Source organism: Streptomyces sp. TRM68367, assembly GCF_014495685.1.
Lineage (GTDB): Bacteria > Actinomycetota > Actinomycetes > Streptomycetales > Streptomycetaceae > Streptomyces.
In genome coordinates this window covers 1-17,486 of sequence record NZ_JACTVI010000066.1, presented here as the reverse complement: position 1 = coordinate 17,486, position 17,486 = coordinate 1, and the positions used below count along the sequence as shown (strand labels likewise).

The 17,486-nt window shown below is 69.8% G+C and carries 17 protein-coding genes; 10 read left to right on the top strand and 7 right to left on the bottom strand.

Going from position 1 to position 17,486, the window contains the following annotated elements; genetic code table 11:
- The 6 genes from sdhA to H8R17_RS31300 all read left to right on the top strand — a co-directional run bounded on the left by sdhA (position 1) and on the right by H8R17_RS31300 (position 4,844).
- On the top strand, positions 1-1,755 hold the full coding sequence (sdhA, locus tag H8R17_RS31325) for a succinate dehydrogenase flavoprotein subunit (RefSeq protein WP_187826592.1): 1,755 nt from the start codon (positions 1-3) through the stop codon (positions 1,753-1,755).
- Positions 1,755-2,528 (top strand): succinate dehydrogenase iron-sulfur subunit, encoded by a 774-nt coding sequence (locus tag H8R17_RS31320; protein WP_187826591.1) that lies wholly within the window; start codon positions 1,755-1,757, stop codon positions 2,526-2,528. The genes sdhA and H8R17_RS31320 overlap by 1 nt, the downstream gene beginning before the upstream one ends.
- Positions 2,529-2,652: 124 nt before the next feature.
- Complete coding sequence (locus H8R17_RS31315) at positions 2,653-3,063, top strand: VOC family protein (protein WP_187826590.1); 411 nt, start codon at positions 2,653-2,655, stop codon at positions 3,061-3,063.
- A gap of 94 nt (positions 3,064-3,157) precedes the next feature.
- The gene (locus tag H8R17_RS31310; RefSeq protein ID WP_187826589.1) at positions 3,158-3,565 is read left to right on the top strand and encodes a hypothetical protein; all 408 of its coding nucleotides are present in this window, start codon (positions 3,158-3,160) and stop codon (positions 3,563-3,565) included.
- Between the two features lie 5 nt (positions 3,566-3,570).
- The gene (locus tag H8R17_RS31305; RefSeq protein WP_187826614.1) at positions 3,571-4,083 is read left to right on the top strand and encodes a DCC1-like thiol-disulfide oxidoreductase family protein; all 513 of its coding nucleotides are present in this window, start codon (positions 3,571-3,573) and stop codon (positions 4,081-4,083) included.
- Positions 4,084-4,094: 11 nt separating this feature from the next.
- Positions 4,095-4,844 carry a TetR family transcriptional regulator gene (locus tag H8R17_RS31300; protein WP_187826588.1) on the top strand — a complete coding sequence of 250 codons (750 nt, stop codon included), beginning with the start codon at positions 4,095-4,097 and terminating at the stop codon, positions 4,842-4,844.
- Between the two features lie 105 nt (positions 4,845-4,949).
- On the opposite strand, the gene H8R17_RS31295 is transcribed toward H8R17_RS31300, so the two are convergent.
- Positions 4,950-6,239, bottom strand: coding sequence for a metallophosphoesterase (locus tag H8R17_RS31295; protein ID WP_187826587.1), 1,290 nt, complete (start codon positions 6,237-6,239; stop codon positions 4,950-4,952).
- Between the two features lie 23 nt (positions 6,240-6,262).
- Positions 6,263-6,502, bottom strand: coding sequence for an SCO4848 family membrane protein (locus tag H8R17_RS31290; protein ID WP_187826586.1), 240 nt, complete (start codon positions 6,500-6,502; stop codon positions 6,263-6,265).
- 91 nt (positions 6,503-6,593) lie between these two features.
- On the opposite strand from H8R17_RS31290, the gene H8R17_RS31285 reads away from it, so the two are divergent.
- The gene (locus tag H8R17_RS31285; RefSeq protein WP_316959577.1) at positions 6,594-7,883 is read left to right on the top strand and encodes a D-alanyl-D-alanine carboxypeptidase; all 1,290 of its coding nucleotides are present in this window, start codon (positions 6,594-6,596) and stop codon (positions 7,881-7,883) included.
- Here the strand turns inward: H8R17_RS31285 and H8R17_RS31280 are convergent.
- The gene (locus H8R17_RS31280) at positions 7,831-8,739 is read right to left on the bottom strand and encodes a YihY/virulence factor BrkB family protein (RefSeq protein WP_187826584.1); all 909 of its coding nucleotides are present in this window, start codon (positions 8,737-8,739) and stop codon (positions 7,831-7,833) included. The two genes, H8R17_RS31285 and H8R17_RS31280, sit on opposite strands and share 53 nt — an antisense overlap.
- A 174-nt stretch (positions 8,740-8,913) precedes the next feature.
- Here H8R17_RS31280 and H8R17_RS31275 point away from each other — a divergent pair, with 174 nt between their 5' ends.
- Both H8R17_RS31275 and H8R17_RS31270 read left to right on the top strand, forming a co-directional pair.
- Positions 8,914-10,269 carry an FAD-binding oxidoreductase gene (locus H8R17_RS31275; protein ID WP_187826583.1) on the top strand — a complete coding sequence of 452 codons (1,356 nt, stop codon included), beginning with the start codon at positions 8,914-8,916 and terminating at the stop codon, positions 10,267-10,269.
- Between the two features lie 49 nt (positions 10,270-10,318).
- Positions 10,319-11,074: a decaprenylphospho-beta-D-erythro-pentofuranosid-2-ulose 2-reductase gene (locus H8R17_RS31270; RefSeq protein WP_187826582.1), complete on the top strand. Its 756-nt coding sequence runs from the start codon at positions 10,319-10,321 to the stop codon at positions 11,072-11,074.
- Between the two features lie 16 nt (positions 11,075-11,090).
- Here H8R17_RS31270 and H8R17_RS31265 read toward each other — a convergent pair whose 3' ends face one another.
- From H8R17_RS31265 to H8R17_RS31250, 4 genes are all read right to left on the bottom strand, one after another.
- Positions 11,091-11,669, bottom strand: a complete 579-nt coding sequence (locus tag H8R17_RS31265) for a 2'-5' RNA ligase family protein (RefSeq protein WP_187826581.1) — start codon at positions 11,667-11,669, stop codon at positions 11,091-11,093.
- 171 nt (positions 11,670-11,840) lie between these two features.
- The gene (gene trpS, locus H8R17_RS31260; RefSeq protein WP_187826580.1) at positions 11,841-12,851 is read right to left on the bottom strand and encodes a tryptophan--tRNA ligase; all 1,011 of its coding nucleotides are present in this window, start codon (positions 12,849-12,851) and stop codon (positions 11,841-11,843) included.
- A 253-nt stretch (positions 12,852-13,104) separates the two neighbouring features.
- Entirely contained in the window at positions 13,105-14,553 is a 1,449-nt protein-coding gene (locus H8R17_RS31255) for a glycine hydroxymethyltransferase (protein WP_187826579.1), read from the bottom strand.
- 818 nt (positions 14,554-15,371) lie between these two features.
- Entirely contained in the window at positions 15,372-16,544 is a 1,173-nt protein-coding gene (locus H8R17_RS31250; protein WP_187826578.1) for an epoxide hydrolase family protein, read from the bottom strand.
- Between the two features lie 103 nt (positions 16,545-16,647).
- Between H8R17_RS31250 and H8R17_RS31245 the strand changes: the two genes are divergently transcribed.
- Positions 16,648-17,223 (top strand): ABATE domain-containing protein, encoded by a 576-nt coding sequence (locus H8R17_RS31245; protein ID WP_187826577.1) that lies wholly within the window; start codon positions 16,648-16,650, stop codon positions 17,221-17,223.
- Positions 17,224-17,486 lie beyond the last annotated feature (263 nt).

Sequence of the window (17,486 nt, the reverse complement as noted above, 5' to 3'; positions counted from 1 at the left end):
ATGAAGATCCACAAGTACGACACCGTCATCGTCGGCGCCGGTGGCGCGGGCATGCGCGCGGCCATCGAGTCCACGAAGCGCAGCCGCACCGCCGTGCTCACCAAGCTCTACCCCACCCGCTCCCACACGGGCGCCGCGCAGGGTGGCATGGCCGCCGCGCTGGCCAACGTGGAGGAGGACAACTGGGAGTGGCACACCTTCGACACGGTCAAGGGCGGTGACTACCTGGTCGACCAGGACGCCGCCGAGATCCTGGCGAAGGAGGCCATCGACTCGGTCCTCGACCTGGAGAAGATGGGCCTGCCGTTCAACCGCACCCCGAACGGCACGATCGACCAGCGCCGCTTCGGCGGCCACAGCCGCAACCACGGCGAGGCCCCGGTCCGCCGGTCCTGCTACGCGGCCGACCGCACCGGCCACATGATCCTGCAGACGCTGTACCAGAACTGCGTCAAGCACGGCGTGGAGTTCTTCAACGAGTTCTACGTCCTGGACCAGCTGATCACCGAGGTCGACGGCGTCAAGAAGTCGGCCGGTGTCGTGGCGTTCGAGCTGGCGACCGGTGAGATCCACGTCTTCCAGGCGAAGTCCGTGATATACGCCTCCGGCGGCTGCGGCAAGTTCTTCAAGGTGACGTCGAACGCGCACACGCTGACGGGCGACGGCCAGGCCGCCGTATTCCGCCGGGGTCTGCCGCTGGAGGACATGGAGTTCTTCCAGTTCCACCCGACCGGCATCTGGCGCATGGGCATCCTGCTGACGGAGGGCGCCCGCGGTGAGGGCGGCATCCTCCGCAACAAGGACGGCGAGCGCTTCATGGAGAAGTACGCGCCGGTCATGAAGGACCTGGCATCGCGTGACGTCGTCTCCCGGTCCATCTACACGGAGATCCGCGAGGGCCGCGGCTGCGGTCCCGAGGGCGACCACGTCTACCTGGACCTGACCCACCTGCCGCCGGAGCAGCTGGACGCCAAGCTCCCGGACATCACCGAGTTCGCGCGTACGTACCTCGGCATCGAGCCGTACACGGACCCGATCCCGATCCAGCCGACCGCGCACTACGCGATGGGCGGCATCCCGACGAACGTCGAGGGCGAGGTCCTCGCCGACAACACCACGGTCGTCCCGGGCCTGTACGCGGCCGGCGAGGTCGCGTGCGTGTCGGTGCACGGTGCGAACCGTCTCGGCACGAACTCCCTGCTGGACATCAACGTGTTCGGCAAGCGGGCCGGCATCGCGGCGGCCGGGTACGCGCAGTCGGCGGACTTCGTCGAGCTGCCGGAGAACCCGGCGCAGTTCGTGATCGACGAGGTGGAGCGGCTGCGCGACTCCACCGGTACCGAGCGGGTCTCGACCCTGCGGCGCGAGCTGCAGGAGACCATGGACGCGAACGTCATGGTGTTCCGCACCGAGCAGACGATCAAGACGGCCGTCGAGAAGATCAGCGAGCTGCGCGAGCGCTTCAAGAACGTCGCGATCCAGGACAAGGGCAAGCGGTTCAACACCGACCTGCTGGAGGCCATCGAGCTGGGCAACCTGCTCGACCTGGCCGAGGTCATGGCCGTCTCCGCGCTGGCCCGCAAGGAGTCCCGCGGCGGTCACTACCGCGAGGACTACCCGAACCGCGACGACGTCAACTTCATGCGCCACACCATGGCGTACCGCGAGGTCGGCGCCGACGGCACCGAGTCCGTCCGTCTCGACTACAAGCCGGTCGTCCAGACCCGCTACCAGCCGATGGAGCGAAAGTACTGATGGCTACCCCGACCCTGGACAAGGCGGACGCGAAGCCGGAGCCCGGCTTCGCCGACTCCCCGTACATCACGGCCACGTTCCGCGTCCGCCGCTTCAACCCGGAGGTCTCGGCGGAGGCGACCTGGGAAGACTTCCAGCTGGAGATCGACCCCAAGGAGCGCGTCCTCGACGCCCTGCACAAGATCAAGTGGGATCTGGACGGCACGCTGACCTTCCGCCGCTCCTGCGCCCACGGCATCTGCGGCTCCGACGCCATGCGGATCAACGGCAAGAACCGCCTGGCGTGCAAGACGCTGATCAAGGACATCAGCCCCGAGAAGCCGATCACGGTCGAGCCCATCAAGGGCATGACGGTCCTGAAGGACCTCGTCGTGGACATGGAGCCGTTCTTCCAGGCGTACCGGGACGTCATGCCCTTCCTGATCACGAAGGACACGAACGAGCCCACGCGCGAGCGGCTGCAGTCGGCCGAGGACCGCGAGCGCTTCGACGACACGACGAAGTGCATCCTGTGCGCCGCGTGCACGTCCTCGTGCCCGGTGTTCTGGAACGACGGCCAGTACTTCGGCCCGGCGGCCATCGTGAACGCGCACCGCTTCATCTTCGACTCGCGTGACGAGGCGGGCGAGCAGCGCCTGGAGATCCTCAACGACCGCGACGGCGTCTGGCGCTGCCGTACGACCTTCAACTGCACGGACGCCTGCCCGCGCGGTATCGAGGTCACGAAGGCCATCGCCGAGGTGAAGCGCGCGCTGATCACGCGCCGCTACTGACGGTCGCGTCGGTACGTCACTGAGGGCCCCGTTTCCCGGTCTCGCGCCGGGGCGGGGCCCAAGTGCTCGGCTGCGGGAGCTGACAATCACCGGCTGCGGCCGACGATCGACCTACTCTGACGGTATGTCAGATGACGAGTCCTACGAACTGCTCGGGTTCGACAACGTACTGCTGCCCGTCGGCGACCTCGACGAGGCCGTGCGCTTCTACGACAGGGCCGGATTCCCGCTGGCCTTCCGGCTCGACGAGGCCGGGATCGCGCTGCTGGAGGTCGGCGGCGAGACTCCCGGCCTCCTCCTGCGCCAGGAGGAGGAACTGGGCCACCGTCCCCCGCCGTGGCCCTCCCCGCGCGTCTGGCTGGAGGTGCCGGACGCGCGGGCCGCGGCCGGTGCGCTGCGCCGGGCGGGCATCGAGCCGCTCGACGAGCCCTTCCCCGTGGCCACCGGCTGGACCGTCGAGCTGACCGACCCGTGGGGCAACGTCCTCGGCCTCACGGACTACTCCAAACGGCCGGAGCTCGGCCGGCGTACGTGACGCACGCCCCACACCCCCTGCTTGAACGCGTTCAAAAACAGGTCTAGAGTCTTCCCTGTCAGCGTTTTGAACGCGTTCAAAGAAGGGGTGGGGCATGGACCGCACGGTCATCGCCTACGTCATCTATCTGGTCGTCAGCATCGCCCTGACCGTCTGGGTGGCCCGCACGCTCAGCCAGAACGGCCGGATCTTCCTCGCCGACGTGCTGCACGGCAACGAGAAGCTCGCGGACGCCGTGAACCACCTCCTGGTGGTCGGCTTCTACCTCGTCAACCTCGGCTTCGTCGCGCTGTACCTGAGCGGCGACGACACGATCGCCGACACGCGCGGGGTCTTCGAGGCCCTGTCGACCAAGCTCGGCGTCGTGCTGCTGGTGCTCGGCGTGATGCACCTGGGCAACGTGTACGTGCTCAGCCGGATCCGGCGGCGCGGGGCGATGGAGCGGGAGCAGCTGCCGCCGGTCGCGCCGCAGGACTGGGTCGCCCCGTCGGCCGGGGCGTGAGCGACGTGACGGGCACGCGCACGCGTGCGGACCGGGACGCCGAGCGCGTCCCGGTCCGCGGGCTCACCGTCCTGTACGACGCCGAGTGCTCGCTGTGCACCTTCCTGCGCGACTGGCTGCTGCGCCAACGCCAGCTGGTGCCGCTGGACCTGGTCCCGGCCGCCTCAGAGGAGGCCCGGCGCCGCTTCCGAGCCCTGGACCACAGCGCCACACTCGACGAGATCACGGTCGTCGGGGACGCCGGGCAGGTCTACCGGGGCTCCGCCGCCTGGGTCGTCACCCTGTGGGCCCTGCGTGAACACCGGCCGCTCGCCCATCGCCTGAGCACCCCGGCCGGCGCGAAGCTCGCCAAGGGCGCGGTGCTGGCCGCCGCCAAGTGGCGCGGGGCGCAGCAGGCCGGGTCGCCGGGGTGGAGCGGGCGGGTCTACCGGAGCTCCGACGGGTGGTCCTACGGCCCCAGCCTCGGCTGGACCTACAGCCCGCCGGGCTGTGACGGCGGCGCCTGCGCCACTCGTTAGGCTCTCTTTCCGTGCCCGCGAAGAACGACGGCCCCGGCGACGGCGCCCCTCCCAGCAAGTCCGAGCAGACCCGCGCACTGATCCTGGAGACCGCCATGCGGCTGTTCCAGGAACGCGGCTACGACAAGACCACGATGCGGGCCATCGCCAAGGAGGCCGGGGTCTCCGTCGGCAACGCGTACTACTACTTCGACGGCAAGGAGCACCTGATCCAGGGCTTCTACGACCGGATCGCCGCCGAGCACCAGGTGGCGGTCCGCGAGGTCCTGGCCCGCGAGACCGACCTGGAGGCGCGGCTCGCGGGGGTGCTCACGACGTGGCTGGACATCGCCGCGCCGTACCACGAGTTCGCGGTGCAGTTCTTCAAGAACGCCGCCGACCCGGACAGCCCGCTCAGCCCCTTCTCGCCCGAGTCGGAACACGCGCGCGTGGAGGCCATCGGCATCCAGCGGCAGGTGCTGGCCGGCGTGAAGACCAAGGTGCCGGAGGAACTGCGGGACATCCTGCCCGAGTTGATGTGGCTGGCCCAGATGGGGCTCGTCCTGTACTGGATCTTCGACCGCACGGAGGGCCGCGAGCGCAGTTACCGGCTGGCCGAGCGGGGCGCCCGACTCACCGCGCGCGGGGTCGCGCTGGCCCGGTTCCGGGTGCTGCGGCCCCTCGTACGGGAGGTGCACGAGCTGTTCACGGACTTCCTGCCGGGGATGACGAACGTGTTGCCGGATCCCGGCAGGAAGTCCTGGGACAGTCCGGTCAGTTGACCGCGTCCCACCTCGCTGCTCTCCGCCAGCTCGACGTCGTACACCAGCGGCCCGTCCGCCACGGTCAGGCGGGGCGTACGAGGGCCGTACGGTGTCGCGATCCGCTCACGCCTGCCGTGACGCCAGTTCGATCACCGTGATGTCCGACGGTGCGCCCACCCGCGTGGGCGGCCCCCAGGCGCCGGCGCCGCGGCTGACGTACAGCTGGGTGTCGCCGTAGCGCTCCAGGCCCGCGAGGGTCGGGTTGGCCGCCCCCGCGATGAAGTTGAACGGGAACATCTGGCCACCGTGGGTGTGGCCGGAGAGCTGGAGGTCGACGTCGTAGTCGACCGCCTCGTGAATCTGGACCGGCTGGTGGGCGAGGAGCACGCACGCGCGTGCCGGGTCCCGGTCCCCGAGTGCCCTGGCATAGTCGGGGCCCTCGCCCTGGTCCTCGCCGGACACGTCGTTCACGCCGGCCAGGTCGAAGTGCGCCAGTTCCGTGCGGGCGTTCTCCAGCGGGCGCAGCCCCAGGCGGCGCACCTCCTCGACCCACTGCTCGGCGCCGGAGAAGTACTCGTGGTTGCCGGTGACGAAGAAGGAGCCCTGCCGGGCCTTCAGCTGGGCCAGGGGCGCCACCGCCGGGCGCAGGTCCTGCACGCTGCCGTCCACCAGGTCGCCGACGACGGCGATGAGGTCGGGCTGCGTCGAGTTGATCGTGTCGACGACCTTCTGCGTGAAGCCCCGGCCGAGGACCGGCCCGAGGTGGATGTCGCTGACCACCGCGATGCGGTAGCCGTGCGCCGCGCGCGGGAGCTTGGCCAGCGGCACGGTGACCCCCTTCACCTGCGGGCCGCGCAGCACGCCGTACGTGCCGTAGCCGACGGTCCCGACGGCTGCCGCGGCGGCGGCACCCGCGACGACGCGGGAGACGAACAGGCGGCGGGAGGGTTCCTGGAGCGGCCGCTGCGGCTCCTCCGCGGCGGACGGCTCCTGGGGCGTTCCGGGCATCGCCGGCTCCGTCCCCGCTCCCTTCGCCGCCCCGGCCGCCGCCGGTATCGGCGCCGGCTCCGCCACGGGCTCCTCGGCGGACCCGCGCCGCCGCAGGAACCGCAGCAGCAGCGGTCGTACGACCTCGCCCGCCGCCACGGCCATGAGCAGGTAGATCGACACGGCCAGCCACATGAAGCCCGGCCAGGCCAGCACCTGCTGGAGCCAGAAGGGCGCACCGGTCCGTTCGGCGACCAGCGCGCCGACCGCGAGCGCCCAGCCGCCGGCGATGAGCACCGCCCCCGCGCGCCGCGCGAGGCCCGGGCCCCGGGTCGTGTCCCGGAACAGCCGGCGCCAGACGTACCAGTTGCTCACCACCAGCACGCCCACGGCGAGCAGGGCGACGAGCACGAAGACGATGGCCACGATGAGGGTCCCCCTGGTTGGTGTTATGACGTCCGGCGCAGTGCGCGCAGTCCGCGCAACCCGATGGCCCCGATGACCGTCCCCAATACGAAGGAAACGACGGCGAGCAGCAGGTGCACCCAGAAGTACGCGGTGGGGTGTCCGTCGTCGAACGCGAGCCCGCTGCTGTCCTTGACGAGGTTCTTGACGAAAGTGATCCAGATGACCCAGCTCCACACCCCGAAGGCGAGCAGGAACCAGGAGAGGGGGCGGCTGAGTTTCATAGGTTCAGTATCACCGCCACCTCTCTGGTTCCGTGTCCGGGGTGGGGGCGGAGGCGAGCATTCCGACCGAACGGCATGTACGTTCTCGATCGTGCCCGCACCTCAGAAGCTCTCCAGGCGATCCCTGCTGGTCGCATCCGCCGTCGTCTCGTCCCTCGCGCTGACCGCGCCCGTCGCCGCCGCCAAGCCGAGCCCGCCGGCCAGTCCGCCGGCCACGCCCCCGGCGAAGATGTCGACCGTGGGCGGCGCCCGGCTCGGACTGCCGGGCACGCAGGTCAATCTCGCCGGCGGCGTGCCGGTGCTGCCCAAGGACGTCACCGCCCGCTCGTGGGTCGTCGCCGACGCCGAGTCCGGCGAGGTGATCGCCGCGCACAACGCGCACTGGCGGCTGGCCCCGGCGAGCACGCTGAAGATGCTGTTCGCGGACACGGTGCTGCCGAAGTTCCCCAGGACCCTCAAGCACAAGGTGGTCCCCTCCGACCTGGCCGGCCTCGGTTCCGGCTCCAGCCTGGTCGGGATAAAGGAGGACGAGACGTACACCGTGCACGACCTGTGGCTCGGGGTCTTCCTGCGCTCCGGCAACGACGCCGTGCGCGTGCTGTCCGCGATGAACGGCGGCGCCGAGGCCACCGTCAAGGAGATGAACGAGCACGCCGAGGAACTCCAGGCCCTCGACACGCACGCGGTCAGCCCCGACGGCTACGACGCCGCGGGGCAGGTGTCGTCCGCGTACGACCTGACGCTGATCGCCCGGTCCGGGCTGCAGAAGAAGGACTTCCGCGAGTACTGCTCGACGGTCACGGCCAAGTTCCCGGGCGGGACGAAGAAGGACAAGAAGGGCAAGACGGTCCGTAAGTCCTTCGAGATCCAGAACACCAACCGGCTGCTGTCCGGCGACTCCGACCTGCCGGTCTACCAGGGCATCGCGGGCGTCAAGAACGGCAACACCACCAACGCGGGCGCGACCTTCACCGGCGTGGCCGAGCGGAACGGCAGGGTGCTGCTCGTCACGGTCATGCACCCGGAGAAGAAGGAGCACAACGAGGTCTACAAGGAGACCGCGCGGCTGTTCGACTGGGGATTCAAGGCGGCCGGGAAGGCGCAGCCGGTGGGCGACCTGGTGCCGCCGAAGGGCGCCGAGGAGGCGGGCTCCCAGCCGGGTTCGAACGCCTCGGGCGAGGCCGGGGGCGCCGGGGGCAGCGGCGGTGCGGAGACCGGGTCGAAGCCGGTGGCCAGCTCGGCGGCCGGGGACGGCGCCAGCGGCATCGGGGTCGCGCTCGGCATCACCGGCGGGGTGCTGGTGCTGCTCGGGGCCGGTGCGTTCCTGGTCAACCGTCGCTGGCCGCTGCCCGATCTGGTGCGCCGCCGGACTCGTCCGTGAGCTCGGCCGCCTTGCTCCCCGTCGCCGTCCACGCGGCGCAGAACAGGACCAGCTTCGCGGTGAAGTTGATCCACAGCAGCAGGGCGACGGGGACACCGAACGCGCCGTACATGCTCTTCGCGGCCACACCCTGTATATAGCCGCTGAGCAGCAGTTTGAGCAGTTCGAAGCCGACCGCGCCGGTCAGCGCCGCGACGACCAGGCGCCGGCGCGGCGGCTCGACGCCGGGCAGCAGGGTCAGGACGTACAGCAGGAGCAGGAAGTCCGCGAGGGCAGCGATGGTGAACGCGGCGACGTACAGCAGGGCGCCGCCCCAGCCGCCCTCGCTGATGCCGAGCTGCCGGGTGATCCAGCCGACCATCGCGGAGGCGACGGCGGAGGCGGCGATCGTGACCAGGACGGCGCCGCCGAGGCCGACGAGGATGCCCGCGTCCTTGACCTTGCGCAGGACGGGGTTGCCCTCGTCGTCCGGCAGCTCCCACACCGCGCGCAGGCACTCGCGCGTGGCGCCGGCCCAGCCGATGCCGGTGACCAGCAGGACAGCGCCCGCGATGAGGCCGACAGTGCCGGCGTTCTGCACCAGGCCGTCGATGTTCAGCTGGTCGGAGATGCCGGGCACCTGCTCGGCGATCTTGTCCTGCAGCTCGTTCTGCCGCTCGGTGCTGAGCGTCGCGGCGGCGATCGCGGTGGCCATGGTCAGCAGCGGGAACAGCGCGACAAAGCTGGTGAAGGTCATCGCGGCGGCCAGCCGCGTCCACTTCACGCGGTCCAGCCGCTCGTACGACCGCCACGCGTGCGTGGCCATCAGCCGCGCGAGCGCCGGCCCTACGACAGGGAGCTTTTTCAGCCAGTCCATGATCCGTCCCTGCCCTCGCTATGGAAGACCCATGTCCGAGTGCCCCGGAAGAGCAGAGTGTGGCCACCGTCGACACCCGGCACTATAGAGCGACATCCCACTAATCACCCGTTTCGGTGAGTAATCGAATGTTTCATAATGAATCGCCCACATAACGGCGATACGGTCACCGCCATGTCTGCCGACACCGTTTCCGTCACCGGCTGGGGCCGCACCGCCCCCACCGCCGCCCGGCTGATCCGCCCGCGCACGTACGAGGAGGCACTGGCCGCCGTCCGGGAGTGCGGGGCGCGCGGCGGCATCCCCAGAGGCCTGGGACGGGCGTACGGGGACGCGGCGCAGAACGCAGGCGGTGCCGTGTTCGACATGACCGGCCTGGACCGGGTGCACGCCATCGACGCCGACGGCGGCACGGTGCTGTGCGACGCGGGGATCTCGCTGCACCGGCTGACGGAGGTGCTGCTGCCGCTCGGCTGGTTCCTGCCGGTGACGCCCGGCACGAACCAGGTGACCGTCGGCGGGGCGATCGGCGCGGACATCCACGGCAAGAACCACCATGTGTCCGGCTCGTTCTCCCGGCACGTGCTGTCGTTCGAACTGCTCACCGCCGACGGCGAGATCCGCACCGTACGCCCCGGCACGCCCCTGTTCGACGCGACCACCGGCGGCCTGGGCCTGACCGGCGTGATCCTCACCGCCACGATCCGGCTGCTGCCGGTCGAGACGTCCCTGATGTCGGTCGACACCGAACGCACCACGGACCTCGACGACCTGCTGGCCCGCCTCGCGGCCACCGACCACCGCTACCGCTACTCGGTCGCCTGGATCGACCTGCTCGCGCGCGGCGCGGCGACCGGCCGCGCGGTCCTGACCCGCGGCGACCACGCACCCCTTCAGGGCCTGCCCGACGGCACGCGCGCGCGTAGGGACCCGCTGGCCTTCCGTACCTCCCGCCTCCCGGCCGCCCCCGCGTTCGTACCGGAGGGCCTGCTGACCCGCACGACCGTGGGCCTGTTCAACGAGCTCTGGTACCGCAAGGCACCACGCGCGCGTACCGGCGAACTCCAGAAGCTGGCCAGGTTCTTCCACCCCCTGGACGGCGTGCCCCACTGGAACCGCGTCTACGGCCGCGGCGGCTTCGTGCAGTACCAGTTCGTCGTCGGACACGGCCGGGAGGACGCCCTGCGCCGGATCGTGCGGCGCGTCTCCGAACGCCGCTGCCCGTCGTTCCTGGCCGTCCTCAAACGGCTCGGGGAGGCCGACCCGGGCTGGCTGTCCTTCCCCGTGCCCGGCTGGAGCCTGGCTCTGGACGTCCCGGCGAACCTGCCCGGTCTCGGCGCCTTCCTCGACGAACTGGACGAGGAGGTCGCCACGGCCGGCGGCCGCGTGTCCCTCGCCAAGGACTCCCGCCTGCGCCCGGACCTGCTCGCCGCGATGTACCCCCGGCTGGACGACTTCCGCGCGCTGCGCGCGGAACTGGACCCACGCGGGGTGTTCACGTCCGACCTGTCCCGGCGCCTCGGACTCTGACGGTGACCTCGGACTCCAGACCTTGTCGCCCCACCCTCAAGGAGCTGTCGTGAAGGACGCCTTCGGCCTCCCCCAGTCCCTGCTCGTCCTCGGCGGTACGTCCGAGATCGCGCTGGCCACCACGCGCCGCCTGATCGCGCGCCGCACCCGCACCGTCTGGCTCGCGGGCCGCCCCTCCCCCGCCCTGGACGAGGCGGCCGGGCACCTGCGCGGACTGGGCGCCGAGGTGCACACCGTCGCCTTCGACGCCCTCGACGCCGCGTCCCACGAGGCGGTGCTCGGCAAGGTCTTCGCGGAGGGCGACATCGACATGGTGCTGCTCGCCTTCGGCATCCTCGGCGACCAGGCCCACGACGAGCGGGAGCCGCAGGCCGCCGTACGGGTCGCGCAGACCAACTACACCGGCGCGGTTTCGGCGGGCCTGGTCTGCGCCCGCGCGCTCCAGTCCCAGGGCCACGGCTCCCTGGTCGTGCTGTCCTCCGTCGCCGGCGAGCGGGCCCGCCGCGCCGACTTCATCTACGGCTCCAGCAAGGCCGGCCTGGACGCCTTCGCCCAGGGCCTGGGCGACGCACTGCACGGCACCGGCGTCCACGTCATGGTCGTACGCCCCGGCTTCGTCCGCTCCAAGATGACCGCCGGCCTGGACGGATCCCCCTTCGCCACGACCCCGGAAGCGGTCGCCACGGCCGTCGAACTGGGCCTGCGCCGCCGCTCGGAGACCGTGTGGGTGCCCGGCGCGCTGCGCATGGTGATGTCGGCGCTGCGGCACCTGCCGCGAGGGGTGTTCCGGCGGCTGCCCCTGTGATCACCGGGGCGTGCGCTCACCGCGCCGGCAGCGACCCGCGCTCCGCATGCCCCGCCTGCGGCGGCACCACCGCGCTGCCGAACGGGAACTCCCGCAGCTTGCGCCACACTCCGTCAGCACCCTGCTCGTAGAGGGCGAAGCCGGTGCAGGACCAGTCCGCCTCGTAGTCGGCGAGCTCCTCGTACGCGCGGTCCATCGCCGCCTCGTCGATGCCGTGCGCCACGGTGACGTGCGGGTGGTAGGGGAACTGCAGTTCGCGTGCGACGGGCCCGGAGGCGTCGCGGACCTCCTTCTGCAGCCAGGTGCAGGCCTCGGCGCCCTCGACGACCTGCACGAAAACCACCGGCGACAGCGGCCGGAAGGTGCCGCTGCCGCGCAGCCGCATCGGGAACGGCCGGCCGGCCGCGGCCACCTCGGTCAGGTGCGCCTCGACGGCCGCCAGCGCCGCGTCGTCGAGCTCGGTCGGTGGCAGCAGGGTGACGTGGGTGGGGATGCCGTGTGCCGCGGCGTCGCCGAAGCCCGCGCGCAGCTGCTGGAGCTCGCTGCCGTGAGGCTCCGGGACCGCGATCGAGACACCGATCGTTACGGTCCCCACGTCGTCTCCTGTCGTTTCAGTTGGTGAAGCTCGTCCGGTTGGTGATCAGGAGTGGCCGCGGTTGCGGCCACCCGGTTATCGACTGTACGGCCACGGCCCTGCTGCGGGCAGGCGCAACCGGAGTGATGTGCAGCGCTGTGTGGTGGTACGGCCCGTCGCCGTGGCCCGGGGTCAGTGCTTGGCGGGCAGGAAGCCCACCCTCTCGTACGCCTGGGAGAGGGTCTCCGCGGCGACGGCACGCGCCTTCTCCGCGCCCTTGGCCAGGATCGAGTCCAGCGTCTCCGGGTCGTCCAGGTACTGCTGGGTGCGCTCCCGGAAGGGCGTCACGAACTCGACCATGACCTCGGCGAGGTCCGTCTTGAGCGCACCGTAGCCCTTGCCGTCGTACTTCTGCTCCAGCTCGGCGACACCTGCCCCGGTGAGGGTGGAGTAGATGGTGAGCAGGTTGCTGACGCCGGGCTTGTTCTCGACGTCGTAGCGGATGACGGTCTCGGTGTCGGTGACCGCGCTCTTGACCTTCTTCGCGGTGGCCTTGGGATCGTCGAGGAGGTTGATGAGGCCCTTCGGCGTGGACGCCGACTTGCTCATCTTGATCGACGGGTCCTGGAGGTCGTAGATCTTCGCCGTCTCCCTGAGGATGTACGGCTTCGGGACGGTGAAGGTCTGGCCGAAGCGGCCGTTGAAGCGCTCGGCGAGGTCGCGGGTCAGCTCGATGTGCTGGCGCTGGTCCTCGCCCACCGGGACCTCGTTGGCCTGGTAGAGCAGGATGTCCGCGACCTGGAGGATCGGGTACGTGAACAGGCCGACGGAGGCCCGGTCCGCACCCTGCTTGGCGGACTTGTCCTTGAACTGGGTCATGCGGGAGGCCTCGCCGAAGCCGGTGAGGCAGTTCATGACCCAGGCGAGCTGGGCGTGCTCGGGGACGTGGCTCTGGACGAAGAGCGTGCAGCGCTCCGGGTCGAGGCCGGCGGCCAGCAGCTGGGCGGCGGCCAGGCGGGTGTTGGCGCGCAGGTCCGTCGGGTCCTGCGGCAGCGTGATCGCGTGCAGGTCGACGACCATGTAGAACGCGTCGTGGGTCTCCTGCAGGGCCACCCACTGGCGGACGGCGCCGAGGTAGTTGCCGAGGTGGAACGAGCCGGCGGTGGGCTGGATGCCGGAGAGCACGCGCGGACGACGCTGCATGGCGGAGCCATTCCCCTGAGGGCGGTGGTGGGCGACGGGTGGGCGGTCAGAGGCCATGCTGCCCATTCTCTCAGGTCCCCCGGACCGCTCCGGAACGAGTCGGAAACAGGTGGGAACCGATCCGTCTCCGGCGGTGTAACAGGGGTTCGGCTGCTCTCGGAGCCAGGGCCTCCTGCGCGTGGCGGCCCGACGAGGAACCGGGCCGCCACGGCAGGAACTGATCGGGCCGTAGGCCCGCTCGGCGAGGGGAGCGTCAGCCCAGGTCGATCTCCGGGTAGAGCGGGAAGCCCTGGAGGAGGTCGGTGGCGCGGTGGGCGATCTCGTCGGCGATCTTCGCATCCAGGACGTGCTGGGCCTTGGACTTGGTGCCCTTGCTGGTGGTGCCGGGCTCGGCGGTGGTCAGGACGCGGTCGATGAGGGCGGCGATCTCGTCCATCTCGGCGGTGCCCAGGCCCCGGGTGGTCAGGGCGGGGGTGCCGATGCGGATGCCGGAGGTGTACCAGGCGCCGTTGGGGTCGGCCGGGATGGCGTTGCGGTTGGTGACGATGCCGGAGTCCAGCAGGGCGGCCTCGGCCTGGCGGCCGGTGAGGCCGTAGGAGGTGGCGACGTCGATCAGGTTGAGGTGGTTGTCGGTGCCGCCGGTGACCAGGGTGGCGCCGCGGCGCGTCAGGCCCTCGGCGAGGGCACGGGAGTTGTCGACGATGCGCTGGGCGTAGTCCTGGAAGGCGGGCTGCCGGGCCTCGGCCAGGGCGACGGCCTTGGCGGCCATGACGTGCGGGAGGGGACCGCCGAGGACCATCGGGCAGCCGCGGTCGACCTGGTCCTTGAGGGAGTCGTCGCACAGGACCATGCCGCCGCGCGGGCCGCGCAGCGACTTGTGGGTGGTGGTCGTGACGATCTGGGCGTGCGGGACCGGGTCGAAGTCGCCGGTGAGGACCTTGCCGGCCACCAGGCCGGCGAAGTGCGCCATGTCCACCATCAAGGTCGCCCCGACCTCGTCGGCAATCTCGCGCATGATCCGGAAGTTCACCAGACGGGGGTACGCCGAGTAGCCGGCGACGATGATCAGCGGCTTGAACTCGCGGGCGGAGGCGCGCAGGGCCTCGTAGTCGATCAGGCCCGTGGCCGGGTCGGTGCCGTAGGAGCGCTGGTCGAACATCTTGCCGGAGATGTTCGGGCGGAAGCCGTGGGTGAGGTGGCCGCCGGCGTCCAGGGACATGCCGAGCATCCGCTGGTTGCCGAAGGCGCGGCGCAGCTCGGCCCAGTCGGCCTCGGAGAGGTCGTTGACCTGGCGGACACCGGCCTTCTCCAGGGCGGGGGCCTCGACGCGCTGGGCGAGGACGGACCAGAAGGCGACGAGGTTGGCGTCGATGCCGGAGTGCGGCTGGACGTAGGCGTGGCGGGCGCCGAAGAGCTCCTTGGCGTGCTCCGCGGCCAGCGACTCGACGGTGTCGACGTTGCGGCAGCCGGCGTAGAAGCGGCGGCCGATGGTGCCCTCGGCGTACTTGTCGCTGAACCAGTTGCCCATGGCCAGGAGCGTGGCCGGGGAGGCGTAGTTCTCGGAGGCGATCAGCTTGAGCATCTCGCGCTGGTCGGCGACCTCCTGGCCGATGGCGTCGGCCACGCGCGGCTCGACGGCGCGGATCACGTCGAGGGCGGCACGGTAGGCGGTGGAAGCGGTGGACAGGGGCTCGGCTGACATGGAAACGGACCTCCGGACGTTGCGTTCAGCGTTCACGGTACGGCCCAGGCGCACGGCACTCGGTGCCGGACGCGAGGCCCGGCGTCGCTGGACAGAGGGTCCAGGGGCCGCTCCCCGATGGTCGCTCCCATCCCAGCACGCCAGTCACGGCCCGCGATCAGCCTACCGGGCGGTCCCGGCGCGGGGGCGCGGAGTCCACCATGCGAGCGTTGAGAGGGAAGGAACTCAAGCTCGTCAGGACACGTGGGCAGTAAGGGGGCTCCCCCGCGTGCAGCGATGCAGGGGAGGCCGCGACGAGCGGCAGTCACCGCAGGCCAAGCCGTAACCATTGTTGGGGTGGACCACAGCCGGTCGGTGTACGCCGTGGTGTCGTCGCGCGGGGCGATGAGGTCCTCGTAGCCGTCTCCGGTCCAGTCACCCCGGTGAGTGACTCCGCTCCAGGGGACGCTGCTGGCCGTACCGGAGGCGTCGGTGACGGTGCCGTCGCCGGAGCCATAGCGCAGGCCGAAGCACGAGCCAAGGCCCAGGCCATCGCCCGAGCCAAGGCCGCAGAAGCCGAACGTCGCAAGAAAGACGGCATCTTCGGCAACCGAGCTCCAGCGTGGGGCCAATGGGTCGGCAACCACTGGGAGGACATAAAAACTTCCTCGACGTTCGTCGGGTTCGCCCATCCGAAAGACCTCGACATGCTCCACGCCATCTTCGCCGCGCCCTGTCCGACCACGTTCTGCCGTCTCGATGAACTCGGTCTGGAAGCCGTTGGGCAACGCCTTGAGCCGGGTCAGGCGGTGATCGAGTGCCGGGTCGCCGAGCCGCGTTCACCGATTAGCGGCCAGCACTGCGGCGAGGCCTTCTTGCAGATCTTTGACGAAATACTCGGGAACCTCCAGCGACGGGAAATGTCCCCCGGTTTCGGGGGACCTCCATCGGACGATGTGCCGGTACCGCTCCTGTGCCCAGGGGCGCGGACACTTCTCGACGTCGCGGGGATACATAGTGAGTGCTGACGGGACGTCGACCCGAAGTTCGGGGTCCAGCGAGTTGTGGCTTTCGTAGTAGATGCGGGCCGCCGATGCGCCGGTCCGCGTCAGCCAATACAGGGTGACGTCGTCAAGAACGCGGTCTCTGGAAATCGTCTCGAACGGGCTGTCTTCGGTATCTGACCACTCGGCGAACTTGTCAAGGATCCAGGCAAGAAGCCCGACCGGTGAGTCGACGAGCGAGTAGCCGATGGTCTGCGGTCGGGTCGCCTGCTGCTTCGCGTACGCCGCGCGGTGGCGCCAGAAATCGCGGGTTTCCTCGGTCCACTTGCGCTCGACCGCCGTCAGCCCGTCCGTTGTCAACCCGGGCGGTCCCTCCGCGAACGTTGTGTGGATGCCGAGAACGTGCGCCGGGAACCTGCCGCCGAGAACCGTGGTGATGTTCCCTCCCCAGTCGCCGCCGTGGGCTGCGAACTTGCTGTAGCCGAGCCTTCCCATCAGTTCCACCCATGCGGCCGCGATCTTTTCGGTTCCCCACCCGGTGGTGGCCGGCTTGTCGCTGTAACCAAAGCCTGGTAGCGACGGGACCACGACGTGGAACGCCGGCGCGTCTGCATCTTTCGGATCTGCCAGCTCGTCTACTACATCGATGAACCGAGCAATGCTGTCTGGCCAGCCGTGCGTCAAGATCAGAGGAGTGGCATCTGCGCGCGCGGATCGGCGGTGCAGGAAGTGGATTCCCAGATCATCAATGGTCGTGCGGAACTGGCCGATCCGGTTGAGGCGCTCTTCGAACGACCGCCAGTTGTACCCGGTGCGCCAGTAGTTCACGACATCGACGAGGTCGGCGAGAGGAACGCCCTGTTCCCATCGGCGAGGGTCGGGCGCGGCGCGATAGACCGTCTCAGCCTCCGGTAGCCGCGCCGCGGCCAGTCGCGCGCGCAGATCGCCGAGGTCAGCGTCAGTCGCCTGGGCTTCAAAGGCTTGCACGTCGCTGGTTGGACGGGGCATGAGACCTCCTGGCCATCGTGGAACCGGCTACGACCTATCGCGAACCGGCTAAGACGGTTCTAGCAGTTCTCCGAGCGACGCTGCAACCGGCTAAGGTGGTTCCATGCGTGCTGCGTTCCCTGACTTCCGCCTTGGCAACGTGCTGGCGACCAGCTTCACGGGGACCCTGTCGGAGCGTCATGGCAACACTGTGGAGCGCATTCCCACGCCGCACCGACTCGTCGACTGGCTGGCAGTGAACGGCCTCGCCGTGGACTCCTGCACCACTGCCCAGCTCGACCTCGCTCGGGAACTGAGGGAGTCGATTCACGCCGTCGCGACAGCGGCCGCGATCCAGGAAGCTCTCCCTGCATCTGCTGTCCAAGTCATCAATGACTGCAGCGCTCAGGGTCGGGCCGCAGCGATCCTGACGCCCGAGGGCAAGCGGCGCTGGCGGCTCAGCTCGGCTTCCTGCGTGGAAGATGCCCTCAGCGTGATCGCCGCGGACGCGATCAGCATCATCGCAGGCGAACGAGACGGAAAATTGGCCTTGTGTGCATCACCAACCTGCCAAGCCGCCTTCTTCGACACCAGCCAAAGTCGCACTCGCAAATGGTGTGACATGAACACGTGCGGGAATCGTCAGAAGAAAGCGCGCTTCAATGCCAACCAGCGCAAAAACCCCAGATCAACGGAGTGATCTTACCTCGGTGCACCGCCCCACGACCCTGCTGGTGCGGGTACGCCGCTTTCAGTGCGACTCGTGCGAGAGGACGTGGCGGGACTGGTACCGATGAGTACGCGACCGGTCCGAGGGCGTAGTGGCGGGACACCATCCAAGCTGGCCGCTGCTTAGCTTCATGGACTCAGGCATCCTAGTATCCTGCGCCGAAAATTACGATCTTAAGTAACTGGCTTGTTTTGCGGTCGGAGGGCGAGTTTAGCGAGGTAGTCGGCGAGTGA